The sequence below is a fragment of the Agrobacterium tumefaciens genome (assembly GCA_025560025.1).
Lineage (GTDB): Bacteria > Pseudomonadota > Alphaproteobacteria > Rhizobiales > Rhizobiaceae > Agrobacterium.
The window spans coordinates 954,227-974,155 of sequence record CP048486.1 but is presented as its reverse complement, the minus strand read 5'-3'; the positions used below and the strand labels follow the sequence as shown (position 1 = coordinate 974,155).

General features: G+C 60.7%; 14 protein-coding genes. 12 read left to right on the top strand and 2 right to left on the bottom strand.

The annotated features are described in order from the left end of the window. The first annotated feature begins 65 nt into the window (after window positions 1–65). The 4 genes from FY152_18445 to FY152_18430 all read left to right on the top strand — a co-directional run bounded on the left by FY152_18445 (window position 66) and on the right by FY152_18430 (window position 6,209). Window positions 66–1,142, top strand: a complete 1,077-nt coding sequence (locus tag FY152_18445) for an efflux RND transporter periplasmic adaptor subunit (GenBank protein ID UXS34131.1) — start codon at window positions 66–68, stop codon at window positions 1,140–1,142. After that, the gene (locus tag FY152_18440) at window positions 1,142–2,227 is read left to right on the top strand and encodes an efflux RND transporter periplasmic adaptor subunit (GenBank protein ID UXS34130.1); all 1,086 of its coding nucleotides are present in this window, start codon (window positions 1,142–1,144) and stop codon (window positions 2,225–2,227) included. Before FY152_18445 ends, FY152_18440 begins: the two co-directional genes overlap by 1 nt. Next, complete coding sequence (locus FY152_18435) at window positions 2,224–5,295, top strand: efflux RND transporter permease subunit (protein UXS34129.1); 3,072 nt, start codon at window positions 2,224–2,226, stop codon at window positions 5,293–5,295. Before FY152_18440 ends, FY152_18435 begins: the two co-directional genes overlap by 4 nt. A gap of 197 nt (window positions 5,296–5,492) precedes the next feature. Beyond that, on the top strand, window positions 5,493–6,209 hold the full coding sequence (locus FY152_18430) for a FadR family transcriptional regulator (GenBank protein ID UXS34128.1): 717 nt from the start codon (window positions 5,493–5,495) through the stop codon (window positions 6,207–6,209). Here FY152_18430 and FY152_18425 read toward each other — a convergent pair. Then, window positions 6,178–7,617 (bottom strand): aspartate ammonia-lyase, encoded by a 1,440-nt coding sequence (locus FY152_18425; protein UXS34127.1) that lies wholly within the window; start codon window positions 7,615–7,617, stop codon window positions 6,178–6,180. The two genes, FY152_18430 and FY152_18425, sit on opposite strands and share 32 nt — an antisense overlap. Before the next feature lie 261 nt (window positions 7,618–7,878). Between FY152_18425 and FY152_18420 the strand changes: the two genes are divergently transcribed. From FY152_18420 to FY152_18385, 8 genes are all read left to right on the top strand, one after another. Next, the gene (locus tag FY152_18420; protein ID UXS34126.1) at window positions 7,879–9,336 is read left to right on the top strand and encodes an amino acid permease; all 1,458 of its coding nucleotides are present in this window, start codon (window positions 7,879–7,881) and stop codon (window positions 9,334–9,336) included. Further along, a complete protein-coding gene (locus FY152_18415) occupies window positions 9,333–10,286 on the top strand; it encodes an asparaginase (GenBank protein ID UXS34125.1) in 954 nt (317 codons plus the stop codon). Before FY152_18420 ends, FY152_18415 begins: the two co-directional genes overlap by 4 nt. Window positions 10,287–10,605: 319 nt before the next feature. Further along, window positions 10,606–10,695, top strand: coding sequence for a K(+)-transporting ATPase subunit F (gene kdpF, locus FY152_18410; protein UXS34124.1), 90 nt, complete (start codon window positions 10,606–10,608; stop codon window positions 10,693–10,695). A 33-nt stretch (window positions 10,696–10,728) separates the two neighbouring features. Beyond that, entirely contained in the window at window positions 10,729–12,432 is a 1,704-nt protein-coding gene (kdpA, locus tag FY152_18405; GenBank protein UXS34123.1) for a potassium-transporting ATPase subunit KdpA, read from the top strand. A gap of 217 nt (window positions 12,433–12,649) precedes the next feature. Next, window positions 12,650–14,734 (top strand): potassium-transporting ATPase subunit KdpB, encoded by a 2,085-nt coding sequence (kdpB, locus tag FY152_18400; GenBank protein ID UXS34122.1) that lies wholly within the window; start codon window positions 12,650–12,652, stop codon window positions 14,732–14,734. An 11-nt stretch (window positions 14,735–14,745) separates the two neighbouring features. Next, a complete protein-coding gene (gene kdpC, locus FY152_18395; protein UXS34121.1) occupies window positions 14,746–15,312 on the top strand; it encodes a potassium-transporting ATPase subunit KdpC in 567 nt (188 codons plus the stop codon). 62 nt (window positions 15,313–15,374) lie between these two features. Beyond that, entirely contained in the window at window positions 15,375–18,077 is a 2,703-nt protein-coding gene (locus FY152_18390) for a sensor histidine kinase KdpD (GenBank protein ID UXS34120.1), read from the top strand. Window positions 18,078–18,128: 51 nt separating this feature from the next. After that, window positions 18,129–18,818, top strand: a complete 690-nt coding sequence (locus tag FY152_18385; GenBank protein UXS34119.1) for a response regulator transcription factor — start codon at window positions 18,129–18,131, stop codon at window positions 18,816–18,818. Window positions 18,819–18,848: 30 nt separating this feature from the next. Here the strand turns inward: FY152_18385 and FY152_18380 are convergent, their stop codons facing one another. Beyond that, window positions 18,849–19,901 carry a low specificity L-threonine aldolase gene (locus FY152_18380; protein UXS34118.1) on the bottom strand — a complete coding sequence of 351 codons (1,053 nt, stop codon included), beginning with the start codon at window positions 19,899–19,901 and terminating at the stop codon, window positions 18,849–18,851. Between the last annotated feature and the right edge of the window lie 28 nt (window positions 19,902–19,929).

The following is a 19,929-nucleotide window of genomic DNA, read 5'->3' as shown; positions in this document are numbered from 1 at the left end:
AAGAATTTCATTGACTATTCAGTCAGTCAAATATTATAGGATGGGGCGAAGATCAAGAGGTCACCATGAAAACCATTCTTATAGCGGCGATGGTTGGCGGAGTTTTCGCCCTGTCGTCCTGCAGCAATGAAGAGCCTCCCACGGAAAAGCCGCTGCGCACCGTCGATGTGGTTACAGCGACAAAAAAGCCGGTCGATCGCGGCAGCGTCATCACCGGTGAAGTGAGGGCTCGTGTCCAGACGGACCTGTCCTTCCGGGTCAGCGGCAAGATTACCGAGCGGCTGGTGGATGTGGGTGCGCGGGTAACGACCGGGCAATTGCTCGCCCGCATCGACCCCGAAGAGCAAAAGGCCGATATCGATGTCGCTCTGGCGAACCTGCAATCTGCCGAAGCGCAGCAGACGCAGGCGCAATTGACATTCGACCGTCAGCAAAGCCTCTTCAAGACGCAGGTGACCTCACGTTCGGCCGTCGATAAGGCGCAGGAAACCCTGCTGACCACGCAAGGGGCAGTGAGATCGGCGCAGGCGCAGCTCGACACGGCGCGCGATGCGCTCTCCTATACCGAGCTCAGGGCCGATGCAGACGGGGTGATCACGGCCCGCAACGTGGAGGTCGGCCAGGTGGCCCAGGCCGCCCAGCTCGTCTTCACGCTGGCGCATGACGGCCCGCGTGACGCGGTTTTTGATGTTTATGAATCTCTCTTCCTTGAGCGCGATATCGACAATCTCGTCAATGTCAGCCTCCTGTCGGACCCCACCCGCAGCGTTGCGGCGCCGGTGCGGGAGATTTCTCCGACGATAGACCCCGATAATGGAACGATCAGGGTCAAGGTCGGCCTGAACGGCGATATGACCATGCCGCTCGGCGCGCCGGTATCCGGCCATTTCCGCTTCAAACAGGTCGATGCGATTGAGCTTCCGTGGTCGGCGATGACGTCGCAGGACGGCTTCCCCGCCGTCTGGGTGGTCGATCCGCAATCCTCGGAAATCGCCATGCGGCGCGTAGAGGTCGCCGATTACGAGACCGGTCAATTCGTCATTGCGCAGGGGCTTAACCCCGGCGATCTCGTCGTGACCGTCGGGACCAAATTTCTCCGCGCCGGCGAAAAGGTCGCCTATGAAAAGGGGCAGGCACAATAATGTCCAGTATATACAGAAGCTTGTTGTTGGTGGCTGTCGCGATTGCGGTTTCCTCCTGTGAGGAGAAGCAGGAAGCAGCCGCCGAGGCGCCGCGCCCTGTTCTGTCCGTTGTTGTGGAGGAGAAGGCGGCGGATGCACTGCGGCTGACCGGTACGGTGGAATCGCGGATTCAGACCGATCTCGGTTTTCGCGTTCTTGGTCGGATCATAGCCCGCAATGTCGATGTGGCCGACCTGGTCAAGAAAGGCGATGTGGTGGCGTCGATCGATCCGCTGGCGCTCGAACTTTCGGTGAAAAGTGCACAGTCCGATCTTTCCAATGCCGAAGCGCAACTCGCCAACGCAGTGACGACCGAACAGCGCCAGCGTGTACTGGCCGAGGCTCGAAGCGGCACGGAAGCGGCGCTTGAGGAGGCCGAGCAGGCCACGCGCACCGCCAATGCCTCTGTTGCCAAGGCCCGTGCAAATCTGGACAAGGCCGAGGAGCAGCTGGGTTATGCGCAGCTGCATGCGGAATTTGACGGTGTGGTGACAGCAACCTCAGGCGAAATCGGTCAGGTCGTTTCTGCCGGCCAGACGGTTGTAACCATCGCCCGCCCGGAAGTGCGTGATGTGGTGGTCGACGTTCCGCAATTTGCGGCTCAGCGGCTGGAAATCGGCTCGACCTTCGAGATCGCCCTGCAGCTCGACCCGAAAATCCGCACCACCGGCGTGGTGCGCGAGATTGCTCCGGAAGCCGAAACGGCGACGCGCACGCGCCGCACGAAAATCAGCCTTCAGGATGCACCGCCGGCATTCCGGCTCGGTTCCGTCGTTACTGCCTCGGTGCTTGCCGCCTCCGAACCGCAGATCATGCTTCCATCATCGGCTCTGCTGAAGACCGACAATGGATGGGGTGTCTGGATCGTCAATGCCGATACGGCAACGGTAACACTCCGCCCGGTCACGATTGAGGGCGAGCCTGTCGAAGGCGGCATCGTGCGCATCACCGGCGGCGTCAAGCCCGGCGAGCGTGTTGCCAGCGCCGGCGTTCACAAGCTTAGGGATGGACAGGCCATCAGGATCGATCAGGAGGTCCGTCAGTGAAGAAATTCAATCTCTCCGACTGGGCGCTCGAACACCGTTCGCTCGTCTGGTACTTCATGCTGGTTTTCGTTCTTGCCGGCGTTTTCTCCTATCTCAACCTCGGTCGCGAGGAAGATCCGAACTTCACCATCAAGACCATGGTGATCAGTGCGCAATGGCCCGGCGCTTCCGCAGAAGAAGTGGCCCGGCAGGTGACCGACAGGATCGAGAAGAAGCTCGAGGAACTCGACAATCTCGATCATCTGCGCAGCCAGACGGTGGCCGGTCGCACGACGATCTTTGTGGAACTGGTGCCGGAAACCAAGGCGCGCAACGTCGAGCCGACCTGGGTGCGGGTGCGCAACATGATCGGCGACATCAAGGGCGATTTCCCCTCGGGCGTCGTCGGTCCCTTCTTCAACGACCGCTTTGGCGATGTCTATGGCAATATCTACGCCTTCACCAGCGACGGTCTCAGCCAGCGGCAATTGCGCGATCTGGTGGAAGATGCGCGTGCGAAGGTGCTGACCGTCGACAATATCGGCAAGGTCGATGTCATCGGCGCGCAGGACGAGACGATCTATCTGGAGTTCTCCACACGGCAGATCGCGGCGCTCGGCATCGACCAGCAGTCGATCATCAAGACCCTGCAATCGCAAAACGCCGTCACGCAATCCGGCTTCGTGAATGCCGGACCTGAACGCGTGGCGCTGCGCGTCAGCGGCCAGTTCACCTCGGAAGACAGCCTGCGGTCCATCAATCTGCGGGTCAACAACCGGTTCTTCCCGCTGACGGAAGTGGCGACGATCCGGCGCGGTTATGTTGATCCGCCGTCCTCGCTGTTCCGCTTTAACGGTCAGCCGGCCATCGGCCTTGCTATCGGCATGAAAACTGGCGCGAACCTGCTGCATTTCGGCGAGGCGCTGGATGCGCAGATGAAGCGGGTGGTGGCGGATCTGCCTGTTGGTGTCGATGTGCATCGTGTGTCCGATCAGCCGGCCGTGGTCGATGAGGCGGTCTCGGGCTTCACCTCGGCGCTGTTCGAGGCCATCGCCATCGTTCTCGTCATCAGCTTCATCAGCCTTGGTCTCAGGGCCGGCATGGTGGTTGCCGTTTCCATTCCGCTCGTGCTGGCGATCACCTTCGTCTACATGGAATATACCGGCATCTCGCTGCAACGCATCTCTCTGGGCGCCCTCATCATCGCGCTCGGGCTTCTCGTCGACGATGCGATGATCGCCGTCGAGATGATGGTCGCGCGGCTTGAGGTTGGTGACGATCTCAGGAAAGCGGCGACCTATGTTTACACCTCCACCGCTTTCCCGATGTTGACCGGTACGCTGGTCACCGTTGCCGGCTTCATTCCGGTCGGCCTCAACAACAGTGCGGCGGGTGAATTCACCTTCACGCTTTTTGTGGTGATCGCCGTTTCGCTGATCGTGTCATGGATCGTCGCGGTTCTGTTTACGCCGCTGCTCGGCGTGACGATCCTGCCGAAGACGATGAAATCGCACCATGAGAAAAAGGGCCGCTTTGCCTCTGCCTTTTCCTGGCTTCTCGGCCGGGCGCTGCGCTGGCGCTGGGTGACGATTATCCTCACCATCGCGCTGTTCGGCCTTTCCGTCGGCGGCATGGGCCTTGTGCAGCAGCAGTTCTTCCCGTCATCCGACCGCGTGGAGCTAATCGTTGACTGGAATCTGCCGCAGAACAGTTCGATTGCCGAAACCAACCGGCAGATGGCGCAGTTTGAGCAGGACATGCTGGCCAAGAATCCGGATATCGACCATTGGACAACCTATGTCGGCGAAGGCGCGCCGCGTTTCATCCTGTCCTTCGACGTGCAGACGCCTGATGTCACCTTCGGCCAGACGGTCATCGTCACCAAGGGGCTGGATGTGCGTGACAAGGTGCGCGCCGAGCTGCAGGACTATCTGAACAAGACTTTTATCGGCACCGACGCCTTCGTGAAACTGCTCGATATCGGTCCGCCGGTCGGAAAGCCGGTGCAATATCGCCTGAGCGGTCCTGATATCCAGAAGGTCCGTGAGCTTGGGCAGCAATTGTCGGGCATCGTCGGCGAACACCGGCTGCTGTCCAACATGGTGATGGACTGGAACGAGCCGACGCGCGTGGTGAAAGTGGATGTTCTGCAGGACAAGGCCCGCCAGCTCGGCGTCTCGTCGGAAGACATCGCCAATGCCATGAACAGCATTGTCGAAGGCTCCACCGTCACGCAGGTGAGGGACGATATCTACCTCGTCAACGTGGTGGCGCGGGCGCAGCTTTCGGAGCGCGGCTCTATCGAGACCTTGCAAAACCTGCAATTGCCGGCAACCAACGGCAAGGCCGTGCCGCTCTCGGCAATCGCCAATTTCCGTTATGAGCTGGAGCAGCCGACCATCTGGCGTCGCGACCGGATCCCGACGGTCACCGTCAAGGCTGCCATTATCGGTCCAACGCAGCCGGCGACGATCGTGGAGCAGCTGAAACCGAAGATCGAGGCGTTCCAGAAAACGCTTCCCGTCGGCTACACGCTGGAGACGGGCGGTTCGGTGGAATCCAGTGCGGATTCGCAAGCGCCGATCGTCGCTGTCGTGCCCATGATGCTGTTTGCAATGGCGACCATCCTGATGATCCAGTTGCAGAGCTTCAGCCGGCTGTTCCTGGTCTTTGCCGTGGCGCCGACTGCCCTGATCGGCGTCGTGGTGGCGCTGCTCTTCTCCAATGCACCGATGGGTTTCGTCGCCATTCTCGGCGTGCTGGCGCTGATCGGCATCCTGATCCGCAACTCGGTCATCCTCGTCGTGCAGATCGAGCATCTGAGAAGCGAAGGGGTCTCGGCATGGCGCGCCGTCATCGAGGCGACCGAGCACCGCATGCGGCCGATCATGCTGACGGCGGCGGCGGCCACGCTTGCCCTCATCCCCATATCGCGGGAAATCTTCTGGGGGCCGATGGCCTATGCGATGATGGGCGGCATTGTGGTGGGTACGGCGCTTACCCTGCTTTTCCTGCCGGCGCTCTATGTCGCGTGGTTCCGCATTCCGCGTGAGGAGGACAAACCGGAGGCAGCTGAAATCAAGGCGTAATATCGGGCGCGGAGAGAGGGTGCGGTGGGGCCGCACCCTCACTCCAACAAAAATATCCGCCGTCGTTGTTCCGGCGGGCAGGATAATGTTAGGAAGGTCGGCTTGGCCGCGAGAGCGGCGGCCGTCCTTTTTGCGTTTGGACGATTCTGGTTTTGCGTTGATATTGCGAACATATTGAGAGTGCGGAGGGTTTGAAGATGGGCGGGTTGTCGGATTGGCTTGCGGATGCGCAGCCGATCAATCGCAAGAATGCTGCAGAAGCGGTGTTCGATGATATCCGTTCCGCCATCACCTCGGGTCAGCTTGCGGTTGGCACCCGGCTGCCTTCCGAGGCGGATCTTGCCGCACGATATGGTGTCAGCCGGCCGATCATTCGCGAGGCTTTGCGCTCGCTCCAGACTTTGGGGCTGACGCAGACCCGCACCGGAAGCGGCACCTATGTGATGACGCCGACGCCACCTTCCGAATTGAATTACGGGACATATTCTGCCCGCGACCTGATCGAGGCGCGCCCCTTCATCGAGGTTCCTGCGGCCGGTTGGGCGGCGTTGAGGCGCACCGAGGCGCAGCTGGAGGTCTTGCTGGACCTTTGCGATCGGATGGAATCCGAGGAAAGGCCGCATCCCTGGGTGCTGCTGGATGGGCAATTCCATTGCGCTATTGCGGAAGCTTCGGCCAACGGACTGTTCGCCAAGGTGGTAGCGGATGCCCGCGAGGCCGTATCCCAGCAATCCGAGATGGTGAACCTGATGGCCGGTCGCCGCGTTGCTTCGAATTACGAGCACCGCCGGATCGTCGAGGCGATCCGGCGGGGTTCAGCGCCCGAGGCGCGGGAGGCGATGGAGCTTCACCTTGGGCAGGTGAAACAGGTGGTGACCACGATTATTGGCGAAGATCGGCTTCGCCAGCCGTGACGGCGGGCAGGTTTGCAAGGTGCCGCGGGCTCAGCGCCTGCTGCAATTGCGCATCGGTGAGATAACCTCGTTCCAGAACCACCTGCGGCACGGTGCGGCCGCTGGCAAGCGCCTCCTTGGCCACTTCGGTTGCCGCATAATAACCAATCAGCGGGTTGAGCGCGGTGGCGAGACCGATGGATTCTTCCACACGCTGCGCCATGATCGCCGGATTGGCGACAATGCCGTCGACGCAGCGTTCCGCCAGCGTGCGGCAGGCCGCGCTTAGCTGGCTGATGCTCTGCGACAAGGCTCGCACGATGATTGGCTCGAAAGCGTTTAGCTGCAGCTGCCCGGCTTCGGCCGCCATGGTGATGGTGATGTCATTGCCGATCACCGCATAGGCCACCTGGTTGACCACTTCGGGAATGACCGGATTGATCTTGCCCGGCATGATGCTGGAACCCGCCTGAACCGATGGCAGGGTGATTTCGCCAATCCCGGCGCGCGGGCCGGAAGAGAGCAGGCGAAGGTCGTTGCAGGTTTTCGACAGCTTCACGGCAACGCGTTTCAGCACGCCGGAGAGATGCACGAAGGCGCCGGGGTCCTGTGTGGCCTCGATGAGGTCTGCCGCCGTCACCAGCGGTCGTCCGGTCAGTTCCGCCAGATGCTGGCAGGCAAGCTCGGCATAACCACGCGGCGCATTCAGCCCGGTACCGATGGCGGTGGCGCCGAGGTTGATCTCGTGCAGAAGTGCTGCGGATTCGATGAGGCGCGCCTGATCTTCTCCCAGCATCACCACGAAAGTGCGGAATTCCTGGCCGAGCGTCATCGGTACGGCGTCCTGCAATTGCGTGCGGCCGATCTTGATGAAGCCGGCAAATTCCTGCGCCTTGCGGTCGAAGGCATCCTTCAGCACGCCCATGGAAGTCGCCAGATCGTCGATCGCCTCGATCAGCCCGACATTGATCGCGGTCGGATAGGCGTCGTTGGTCGACTGGCTGAGATTGACATGATCATTCGGGTGAAGGCGGGCATAGTCGCCTTTTCCGTGGCCGAGCAGTTCGAGCGCACGGTTGGCGATCACCTCATTGGCGTTCATGTTGGTGGAGGTGCCGGCGCCGCCCTGGATTTCATCCACCACGAACTGCTCATGCAGCGCGCCGGCGCGGATTTCGCGGCAGGCCTCGGCGATGGCTTCCATGCGTTCGGTGTCGAGAAGGCCGAGCTCGTGATTTGCGCGTGCCGCCGCCTCCTTCACATAGGCCAGTCCCCTGACGAGATAGGGGTTGTGGCCGATGGTCACCCCGGTGATCTTGAAGTTTTCCACGGCGCGCGCCGTGTGCACGCCCCAATAGACATCCGCCGGAATTTCCTTCGTCCCGAGCAAATCATGCTCCTTGCGCGTCACGCTCACTTTTTCCTCCACTGGCTTTTAAGCGTTGCTATATCTGTAAAGCTGTCTTACAGATTTTTCGACCTTAATTCGGGGGGAGGAGAAGGTCAATCATATCGAATACGCTTGACGAACGGCATTATCTGCCATTATGAGGGGCGAAAATCTGTCATGCAGCTTTACAGCGTGCATGAGCATGCATGCTGGCCATATTCCAGCGCGGACTGTGCCAGTTTCATTTTCATTTCCGGCTTATCGCCGACTGCAAGCACTTTATCGGGAGGATAAATATCCATGCATTCTGGGAAAACGGCGTCTGCCGACCGTGAGGTCTTCGTCGAAGAAGATCTCGGTTACCACAAGGCCCTAAAGCCGCGTCAGATCCAGATGATCGCCATTGGCGGCGCCATCGGCACCGGGCTTTTCCTCGGTGCGGGCGGGCGTTTGGCGCAGGCAGGCCCGGCGCTGGTGTTCGTTTATGCGCTCTGCGGTTTCTTCGCGTTTCTGGTGCTGCGCGCGCTCGGCGAGCTGATCATGCATCGTCCGAGCTCCGGTTCCTTCGTGTCCTATGCCCGCGAATTCTACGGCGAGAAAATGGCCTTCGCCGCCGGCTGGATGTATTGGCTGAACTGGGCCATGACCTCGGTGGCGGATGTGACCGCCGTTGCCCTCTACATGAATTTCTTCAAGCAATATGTTCCGTGGCTCGCTGGTATCGACCAATGGGTCTTTGCGATGACGGCACTTCTGGTCGTGCTGGCGATGAACATGCTGTCCGTGAAGGTCTTCGGTGAGCTTGAATTCTGGTTCAGCCTCATCAAGGTACTGGCGCTCGCCATTTTTCTGGTCGTCGGCGTCTATTTCGTCATTTTCGGCACCCCCATTGAAGGCCACGTTACCGGTTTCAGCATCATTACCGATAATGGCGGTTTCTTCCCGAACGGCATTTTGCCAGCCTTCGTCATCATACAGGGCGTCGTCTTCGCTTATGCCTCCATCGAACTGATCGGCACGGCGGCAGGCGAAACCGAAGACCCGCGCAAGGTCATGCCCCGCGCCATCCGCGCCGTGGTTCTGCGCCTCGTCGTGTTTTATGTCGGCTCGGTGCTGCTGTTCACGCTGCTTCTGCCCTATACCGCCTACAAGGCCGGCGAGAGCCCCTTCGTCACCTTCTTTGGCTCCATCGGCGTGCAGGGCGCTGACGTGATCATGAACCTCGTGGTTCTGACCGCCGTGCTGTCATCGCTTAATGCCGGCCTTTATTCCACCGGCCGTATTCTGCACTCCATGGCGGTTTCCGGCTCGGCGCCGGCAGCGCTTGCGAAGATGAACAAGGCCGGCGTGCCCTATGGCGGCATCGCCGTGACCGCCGTCGTCACCGTTCTCGGTGTGGCGCTGAATGCCGTCGTTCCCGCCGCTGCCTTCGAGATCGCACTCAACCTCTCGGCGCTTGGCATCATCTGCGCATGGGCGGTTATCGTTCTCTGCCAGTTGAAGCTCTGGCAGCTTTCCCGGCGCGGCGAGCTGGTGCGCCCGGATTTCCGCATGTTCGGTGCGCCTTATACCGGCATCCTCACACTTATCTTCCTCTTCGGCGTGCTGGTACTGATGGCCTTCGATTATCCCATCGGCTCGTGGACCATCGCCTCGCTGCTGGTCATCATCCCGGCGCTGGTCATCGGCTGGTATCTGCTGCGCGATCGTATCCACCGTCTGGCCGCCGAGCGCGCAGGTGCGGGAGCATCGCATTGAGCGGGCAGGGCGCAATACCGCTGGTGGCGGTCATCGCCACCGGTGGCACCATCGCCAGCAGGCGTGGCGCCGATGGTGCCAGCACGCCCAGCCTTTCGGGCGAGGACCTGCTTGCGCTGGTTCCGCAGATCACCGCCCGGCTGAAGCCGATCGATCTGATGGCGAAGGACTCTTCCAGTCTGACATTGGCCGACATGCAGCGCATCAGTGACGCCGTTGGCGTGGAGCTCAATGACCCCGCCGTGGCAGGCGTCGTTATTCTGCACGGCACCGACGCGATGGAAGAATCCTTACTGCTCGTGCATTTGCAGCACGCCATCACCAAACCGGTTGTCTTCACCGGCGCGCAGTTCACCGCGGACCATCCAAATACGGATGGGCCGGCCAATCTGGCTCGGGCGATTGAAACCGCACTCGATCAGGCGAATGCCGAGCGTGGCGTACTCCTGTCCTTCGGCGGCAGATGCCTGCCGGCCTGGGGGCTTTACAAGCGGAGTGCGGATGCCGCGGATGCCTTTCGCTCCGCGCGACCGGCGGCGCATGCCGCAGCGATGGACCTTGCCGCTCCCGTCGCCGATCTGCGGGTCGATATCGTTGCCATTTATCCCGGTTGCGATGCCGCCCATATCGAGGCCAGTCTAAAGGCCGGTGCTGATGGGATCGTGCTTGCGGCACTTGGTTCCGGCAACGCCAATCCGGGCATTGCCGTTGCCGTGAAGCGTTGTACTGAGCGCGGTGTTCCCGTCGTCGTTTCCAGCCGTGTGCCGGAAGGGCTGTTGGTGGCGAGTTATGGCGGCGGCGGCGGCGGGCATGACCTCGTTGCGGCGGGCGCCGTGCATTCCTCCACCCTTCGGCCGGGGCAAGCCCGCATTCTGCTGGCGGCGCTGCTGGCTTGCAAAAGCCCGGCGGCAACCATTGTTTCCGCCTTCGGCGAGCCGCTTTCTCACTAAGAAGCGGCTGAGATGCCCGCCTTTGCGGGCATCAAAATTCCTATAGGATTCCTATTTTATTCCATCCCCCGCCGTCTCGAACCTTTATGCGGTTCGGGTGCATTCTTCTGTGCGGGAAGGGATGGTGTTCCCTTCTCAAGCCAGAAAGAATGAGAAGCGACGTCCCACATGACGGCGCTTTTCTTCCTGTCCGGCTCCTCGATTTAAAAGGGAGTCCCCATCGATGATGGATGTTATTCTGATCGGCGCGGCCACGGTGTTTTTCGCACTCTGCTTTGCCTATACGCGCGCCTGCGACCGGCTTTAGGCGGAGGCTGCGATGATCTTCGACTATGTCTTGAGCGGTGCCGTCACCGTCTTTATCGCCGCCTATCTCACCTATGCTCTCATTCGCCCCGAACGCTTCTGATCGGGAAGCGGCGGCTATTGAAAGTTCAATACCATGACACTTAATGGATGGTTTCAGATCCTGCTTTTTTGCGGGATCGTTGTTGTGCTGGTGAAGCCGCTCGGCTTCTATATGGCGCGTGTCTTTAATGGCGAACGTACCCTGCTGTCGCCGGTGCTCGCACCCGTCGAGCGCGGCCTCTATGCGCTTGCCGGAACGAGCGAGCGCGAGGAACAGCACTGGACGACCTATGCGTTTTCCATGCTTCTCTTCAACCTCCTCGGTTTTGCCCTGCTTTATGCCCTGATGCGCTTTCAAGCGGTGCTGCCCTATAATCCGCAGGGAATGGCGGCCGTAGGGCCGGAATTGTCCTTCAATACGGCAGTCAGCTTCGTCACCAACACCAACTGGCAGAATTATGGCGGCGAAAGCACCCTGTCCTATCTGACCCAGATGGCTGGCCTCACCGTGCAGAACTTCGTTTCCGCCGCAACAGGCATGGCAATCGCCATGGGCCTGATCCGCGCGTTTTCCCGCGCTTCCGGCAAGGCGATCGGCAATTTCTGGGTGGATATGGTCCGCTCGACCCTCTACGTGCTTTTACCCCTCTGCATCGTGCTGACCCTCGTTTATGTCTGGCTCGGCGTGCCACAGACGCTCGGCGCCTATGTGAATGCGCAGACGCTGGAAGGCGCGCAGCAAATGATTGCCGTCGGCCCCGTGGCGTCGCAGCTGGCGATCAAGATGCTCGGCACCAATGGCGGCGGTTTCTTCAACGCCAATTCCGCGCATCCTTTCGAAAATCCCGATGCCATTTCCAACATGATCCAGATGGTGTCGATCTTCGCAATCGGCGCGGCCTTCACCAACGTGTTTGGTCGCATGGTGGGCAACACCCGTCAGGGCTGGGCGATCCTCGCCGCCATGGGTGTTCTGTTCATCGCTGGTGTTGCGGTTACCTATTGGGCGGAAGCGGCCGGAAATCCGTTGATGCACAGCTTCGGTCTTGCCGGCGGCAATATGGAAGGCAAGGAGGCCCGTTTTGGCGTGGCGCTTTCGTCTCTCTTTGCGGTCATCACCACCGCTGCATCCTGCGGCGCGGTCAACGCGATGCATGGCAGCTTCACGGCGCTTGGCGGTCTTATCCCGCTCATCAACATGCAGTTGGGTGAGGTCATCGTCGGCGGCGTCGGCGCGGGTTTCTACGGCATTCTCCTGTTCATCATCATCGCCATCTTCGTGGCGGGGCTGATGGTTGGGCGCACGCCGGAATATCTCGGCAAAAAGATCGAGGCCAAGGAAATGAAGATGGCGGTTCTGGCCATTCTCTGCCTGCCGCTTGCCATGCTGGTTTTCACCGCCACTGCCACGATCCTGCCCTCAGCGGTCGCCTCGATCGGTACTGCGGGACCGCACGGGTTTTCCGAGATCCTCTATGCCTATACGTCGGCGGCCGCCAATAACGGCTCTGCCTTCGGCGGCCTCACCGGCAATACGACCTGGTACAACATCACGCTTGGCCTTGGCATGCTGATGGGCCGTTTTCTGGTGATCATTCCCGCGCTGGCAATTGCCGGTTCGCTGATCACCAAGAAGACCGTTCCGGCTTCGGCCGGCACCTTCCCCACGGATGGTCCGCTCTTCGTCGGCCTGCTTGTCGGCACGATCCTGATCGTCGGCGGCCTCACCTTCCTGCCGGCCCTGGCGCTCGGTCCGGTCGTGGAACATCTGGTGATGGCCGCAGGTCAGGTCTTTTGAGGTGCGCCATGACCAATGACACCTCCCGACATGGACGCAAACCTCGTGTCCGCACCGGTGCTCCTGTCAACAGGAGCGCCGGCCCCGGCGGCTGGTGCGCTTCCAATCTCATTCTTGCGATGATGGCGGCCCTGTTCGCTGCCGTCGTCGCTCTCGAAGTTCTCACGGGCTGATCGACCTTCATCGGTCGCCCTGTTTCAAACGCTGGAGCCTCTTCATGAGCCAGTCCAAACAAGCGAGCATCATCGATTCTCGCATTCTCGTACCGGCGGTCGCCGCCGCATTCAAAAAGCTCAATCCGCGCACGCTTGCGCGCAACCCCGTCATGTTCGTGGTGGCGACTGTATCGGTGCTGACCACCGTTCTGTTCATTCGCGACCTCATCATCGGCAGCGCCAATCTCGGCTTCTCCTTCCAGATCAACCTCTGGCTCTGGTTCACCGTGCTGTTTGCCAATTTCGCCGAGGCGGTTGCCGAAGGGCGTGGCAAGGCGCAGGCGGATTCGCTGCGCAGGACCCGCACCGAAACCCAGGCGAAACTGCTGAGCGGCGATGACCGCAGCCAGTATAAGATGGTAGCGGGCACCAGCCTGAAGGTGAACGATGTCGTTCTCGTCGAGGCGGGCGATATCATTCCCTCAGACGGTGAGGTCATCGAAGGTGTCGCCTCCGTCAACGAAGCGGCGATAACGGGCGAATCCGCCCCCGTCATCCGTGAATCCGGCGGTGATCGCTCGGCCGTGACAGGCGGCACGCAGGTGCTGTCGGACTGGATCAGGGTTCGCATCACCGCCGCTGCCGGCTCCACCTTCCTTGACCGGATGATTTCGCTCGTCGAAGGTGCTGAGCGCCAGAAGACGCCGAACGAGATCGCACTCAACATTTTGCTCGCCGGCATGACGCTGATTTTCGTTTTGGCCACCGCGACCATTCCAAGCTTTGCGGCCTATGCCGGCGGTTCCATCCCGATCATCGTGCTGGTGGCGTTGTTCGTAACGCTCATCCCCACGACCATCGGTGCTCTTTTGTCCGCCATCGGCATTGCCGGCATGGACAGGCTGGTTCGTTTCAACGTGTTGGCCATGTCGGGCCGTGCTGTCGAGGCGGCCGGCGATGTGGATACGCTGCTGCTCGACAAGACCGGCACCATCACCCTCGGTAACCGGCAGGCGACCGAGTTTCGTCCCGTCGCCGGTGTTTCCGAGCAGGAACTGGCCGATGCGGCCCAGCTTGCATCCCTTGCCGACGAAACGCCGGAAGGCCGGTCCATCGTGGTTCTGGCCAAGGAAAAATACGGTATACGCGCCCGCGACATGCAGAAGCTGCATGCGAATTTCGTACCCTTCACCGCCCAGACCCGCATGAGTGGTGTCGATTTCGAGGGCTCCTCCATTCGCAAGGGCGCAGTCGACGCCGTTCTCGACTATGTTAATGGCGGCGCTTCGCAACAGGGCAATGTGGCGCTTGCCGTCAAAACCGAAACGGATGCCACGCGGGACATCCGCACCATTGCGGAAGAGATCGCCAAGACTGGCGGCACGCCGCTCGCCGTTGTGCGGGACGGAAAGCTGCTGGGTGTCGTGCAGCTGAAGGATATCGTGAAGGGCGGCATTCGCGAGCGTTTCGCCGAGCTTCGCCGTATGGGTATCCGCACGGTGATGATCACGGGTGACAACCCGATGACGGCTGCTGCGATTGCGGCAGAAGCCGGGGTCGATGATTTCCTCGCCCAGGCGACACCGGAAAACAAGCTGGAGCTTATCCGCGAGGAACAGGCCAAGGGCAAGCTTGTCGCCATGTGCGGTGATGGCACCAACGACGCCCCGGCGCTGGCGCAGGCCGATGTCGGCGTTGCCATGAACACGGGTACGGTGGCGGCACGCGAGGCGGGCAATATGGTCGATCTCGACAGTGATCCGACCAAGCTCATCGAGATCGTTGAAATCGGCAAGCAATTGCTGATGACGCGCGGCGCGCTGACCACATTCTCCATCGCCAACGACATCGCGAAATATTTCGCCATCATCCCGGCGATGTTCCTGGCCTTTTATCCGCAGCTTGGCGTGCTGAATATCATGGGGCTTTCGACGCCGCAGAGCGCGATCCTCTCCGCCATCATCTTCAATGCGCTCATCATCATCGCACTCATCCCGCTCTCGCTGAAGGGTGTCAAATACCGCCCGATCGGCGCCGGCGCGCTCTTGTCGCGCAATCTCGTCATCTATGGTCTGGGCGGCATCATCGTGCCCTTCATCGGCATCAAGGCCATCGACCTTGCCATCACGGCGCTCGGTCTCGCCTGAGGAGTATTGAAATGTTGAAACAGTTACGTCCCGCACTGGTGCTGATCCTCGCCACCACCGCCATCACCGGCCTTGCTTATCCCTTGGGAATGACAGGTCTCGCGCAGGCGATTTTCCCCGTCCAGGCAAATGGTAGCCTGATTGAGAAGAATGGCACGGTGGTCGGCTCTCAATTGATCGGGCAGGCCTTCACCGGCGAGAAATATTTCCACGGCAGACCTTCCGCTGCTGGCGATGGCTACAATGCCGCTTCGTCTTCTGGCTCCAACCTCGGGCCGACAAGCGCCAAACTGATTGACCGGGTAAAGCAGGATTACGGTGCGGCAAAAGCCGAAAATCCCGCAGCGGAGGTTCCAGCCGATCTGGTGACGGCATCGGGCAGCGGGCTCGACCCGCACGTCTCGCCTGATGCCGCCTATTTTCAGGTTCCGCGCGTCGCCAAGGCAAGGGGCATGGACGAAGCGGCGCTGCGCGCCATCGTCGAGCGCCATGTCGAGGGACCGGAACTCGGCTTCATGGGTGAGCCTGTCGTAAACGTGCTGGCACTCAACATGGCCCTTGACGCAGCCGGCTCATAAACTGAAATGGCTATGGCGCTTCTGGGGAATCGCCATAGCCTCGATTATTGGTGATCGGTTTCATGCCTGACGACAATCGCGATATGCCGAGCCGACCATCGCCCGATGCGCTCTTGGAAAACGCCCGGCGCGAGGCGCGGGGCCGGCTGAAAATTTTTCTGGGCGCGGCACCCGGTGTCGGCAAGACCTATGAAATGCTGATGTCGGGGCGGGCGAAGCTGGCGGAGGGTGTCGACACCGTCATCGGTGTTGTGGAAACGCATGGTCGCAAGGAAACCGAAACGCTGGTGCACGGTTTCGAGATCATTACGCGCCGGAATATCGACTATCGTGGCCAGGTGCTGGACGAGATGGATCTCGATGCCATTCTCGCCCGTCGCCCGGCTCTGGTCCTTGTTGATGAGTTGGCCCACACCAATGCCGCCGGCAGCCGCCACCCCAAGCGTTATATGGATGTTCAGGAAATTCTGGCGCAGGGCATCGATGTCTATACGACCCTCAACATCCAGCATGTCGAAAGTCTGAACGATGTGGTGGCGCAGATCACCCGTATCCGTGTGCGCGAAACGGTGCCGGACAGCATTATCGACCGGGCCGACGATGTCGAAATCATCGATATCACCCCCGACGATCTGATAAAGCGCCTGCAGGATGGCAAGGTCTATATGCCGCGCACGGCGCGGCGCGCTATCGAGAACTATTTTTCGCGCGGCAATCTGACGGCGCTGCGCGAGCTGGCGCTGCGGCGCACCGCGCAGCGGGTGGACGAGCAATTGCTCAACCACATGCAGTCCCACGCCATTTCCGGCCCTTGGGCTGCGGGAGACAGGGTGCTGGTCTGTCTCGATCACGGCGGCAACGGTCCCGGGCTGGTGCGTTATGCCCGCCGGCAGGCAGATCGTCTGCGCGCACCATGGACGGCGCTGCATCTCGATACGCCGCGGTCTCAACAATTGTCAGAGGTGGAGAAGGACCGGCTGGCCGGCACCATGCGGCTCGCCCAGCAGCTCGGTGGTGAGACGGTGACCCTGCCGGCGCTCGACCTGACACGCGAGATCATCTCCTACGCCAACGCCAATAATTTCACTCACATCATCATCGGCCGCCCGCGAAAATCGTGGTGGCAGCGGATTTTTCAGCGCTCGCTGACGCATGATCTGATTGATCATGCGGGCGATATCAGCGTTCACGTCATTTCCGGCGATAAAAAGGAAGAGAAGCCGGGTCAGGCCGCAAAGCCGGCCTCGGCGCAATCGCATCCTTCCATATGGCCCTATCTTAACAGCACCCTGTTTGTCTGCCTGGCAATCGTGGCCGGCATCGTGCTCGACCAGACGCTCGACGTCAGAAATCTGGCGCTGGTGTTCCTGATGGCGGTTCTGGCCGCCGCCGTACGCGGCGGGCTGGGACCAGCGCTTTATGCTTCCCTGCTTGGCGCTTTCTCATTCAATTTTTTCTTCCTTGAGCCGCGTTACACGCTGACCGTTCGCGATCCGGAAAGTGTCGTGGCGCTGCTGTTTTATTTTGGTGTGGCGCTTGTCGCTTCCAACCTCACGGCGGCGGTGCAACGGCAGGCCGCCGCCGCGCGGGCAAGGGCGCGAACGACGGAAGATCTATATCTGTTCTCCAAGAAGCTTTCGGTAACCGGAACGCTGGACGATGTGCTGTGGGCGGCCGCTTTCCAGATGGCCTCGATGCTGAAGGTCCGGATCGTTCTGCTTTTGCCGGAAAACAATACGATCACGGTCAAGGCGGGATATCCGCCTGATGATACGCTGGTGGATGCCGATATTGCCGCTGCGCAATGGGCCTGGGAGCACAACAAGGCTGCGGGCAGGGGCGCGGATACGCTTCCCGGCGCCAAACGTCTTTATCTGCCCCTGCGCACCGGCAGCGGGGCCGTCGGTGTGGTGGGGCTGGACGATGACCGGCTCGGTCCGCTTCTGACGCCGGAACAGCAACGGCTGTTCGATGCCTTGGCCGATCAGGCGGCACTTGCCATCGAGCGGATTCAGCTTGTCTCGGATGTCGACCGGGCAAGGCTTGCGGCGGAAACCGACCGGCTGCGCACGGCGCTGCTGACATCCATTTCCCATGATCTCAAGACGCCGCTTGCGGCCATTCTGGGTTCGGCCGGAACGCTAAAGGATTTCGCTGAGGACATCCCGCCGGATGCGCGCGCCGAACTGCTGTCGACGATCGTCGAGGAATCCGAACGGCTGAACCGCTTCATCTCCAATCTTCTTGATATGACCCGGATCGGCTCGGGTGCGATGGAGCCGAATTACGGTCTGCATTTCGTCGGCGACATGATTGGAACCGCACTTTCGCGCGCGGCAAAAATCGTCGTCAGGCATGAAATCGTTCTGGATATTCCCTCCGACCTGCCAATGCTGAAGGTCGATCCCGTGCTTTTCGAACAGGTCCTGTTCAATCTCATCGACAATGCGGCCAAATACGCGCCCGAACACACGATTATCGAGATTCGCGGCTGGCGGCAGGGCAAGAATATCGTCCTGTCCGTGGCAGATGCGGGACCGGGTATTCCGCCTGATGATACGGAACGGGTCTTCGACAGTTTTTACCGGGTGCGCAAGGTGGACCATGTGCAGGCCGGGACGGGTCTCGGGCTTTCCATCTGCAAGGGGTTCATCGAGGCCATGGGCGGGTCGATCCGTGCGGAAAACAGACCGGGTCGCTCAGGCGCGCAATTCACGATAAGCCTGCCGGCTCCCACCGAGGCACCTGTGCTAGATCATGATTAGGGCGCGATTTCAGGAGAGAATCATTCACGCCACCGCCAGAGGAGATCGGGAATGACCAATTCCGCCGTCCGCATTCTGATCGTCGATGACGAGCCGCCTATCCGCAAGCTTCTGCGGGTTGGTCTCTCGACGCAGGATTATGCGGTCAGCGAGGCGATGAACGCCCGTGTTGCGATGGAACTGATGCGTGAGGACAAGCCTGATCTCGTTGTTCTCGATCTCGGCCTGCCGGATATGTCGGGACATGATCTTCTGGCGAAATGGCGGGGCGAAGGGCTGGCGCTGCCGGTCATCATCCTTTCCAGCCGCACGGATGAGGCGGGTATCGTCAAGGCGCTGGAACTGGGGGCCGATGACTATATCACCAAGCCTTTCGGCATGAATGAGCTCGTCGCCCGCATCCGCGTCGCCCTGCGCCATCGATTGCAGACCCAAGGGGAGAGGCCGGTGTTTCAGACCGGGGACCTGTCGGTTGATCTCGTCAGGCGCATTGTGAAGGTGGAGGACCGCGAGGTGAAACTCTCGCCCAAGGAATACGACATCCTCAGGGTTCTGGTGCAGCATGCGGGCAAGGTGCTGACGCACCGCTTCCTGCTGGAGCATGTGTGGGATGAACTGACCGACGTGCAATATTTGCGGGTCTATGTGCGCCAGCTTCGCCAGAAGATCGAAAAGATCCCGGATCAGCCCCGTTATATTCTGACGGAAACCGGTGTGGGTTACCGGCTGCAGGAGGTGTGAGGGCGTCGCGATGCGACGCCCTGATGTTTGTCAAACGGCGGCGCAGATCGACAGGAATTCGTCGACATCGGCCTCGGTCGTCGCGAAGCTGGTGACCATGCGGATCAGCACTTCATCCTTGCCGACCTTTTCCGGCATGTCGCGCGGCTCGAGCCAGTCGTAGAACTTTGCACCTTTTTCCGTCGCTGCTTCCGCAGCTGCCTTTGGCAGAATGGCGAACACTTCATTGGCCTGGGTCGGCCATGCAAGGCGGGCGCTGTTCAGCGACGCGAAACCGGCGCGCAGCTGGTTGGCCATGGCATTGGCGTGGCTGGCGAGACCGAGCCACAGGTCGTCCTGCAGATAGGCCTCGAACTGCGCGGCGATGAAGCGCGACTTGGAAAAAAGCTGGGCGGTGCGCTTGCGCAGGAAGGAAAAATCCCGGGCGAGCGAGGGATCGAAGAAGACGATGGCTTCCGCACACCAGCAGCCATTTTTCGTGCCGCCGAAAGACAGGACGTCGACGCCGCGTTTCCAGGTCATTTCCGCGGGCGTGGCACCGAGCGCGGCCAGCGCATTGGCGAAACGTGCGCCATCCATATGCAGCGGCAGGCCGTTGTCTTTTGCGATTTTGGCTATGGCGTCGATTTCATCGAGCGTATAGACGGTCCCGGCCTCGGTCGCCTGCGTCATGGTGATGGCTGCGGCGCGGCCGTGATGGACTGCGTCCTGCGGATAACGCGCAATGCGCTCGATCAGGTTTTCCGGCAGCATCTTGCCGTTCGGTCCCTCTACGGCGACCATACGCATGCCGGAGAAGAAATCCGGTGCGCCACATTCATCCTCGATCACATGCGCTTCGGAGTGACAGAAGGTCAGGCCGCCGGGGCGGGCGATGCTTGCCAGCGAAAGCGAGTTGGCCGCCGTGCCTGTTGCGACGAAGAACACAGCCACCTCGCGCTCGAAAATCTCGTTGAAGCGCTTTTCGATGGAGAGATCGAGTTCGCTGGTGCCGTAAGCGGCGGCAAACCGGGTGGATTCCCGCGAAAGCCGTTCGTTGACGGCCGGATGGGCGCCGGCCCAATTGTCTGAAGCAAAAAACATCTCTGAAGGCTTTCCGATGGCTGGGGTT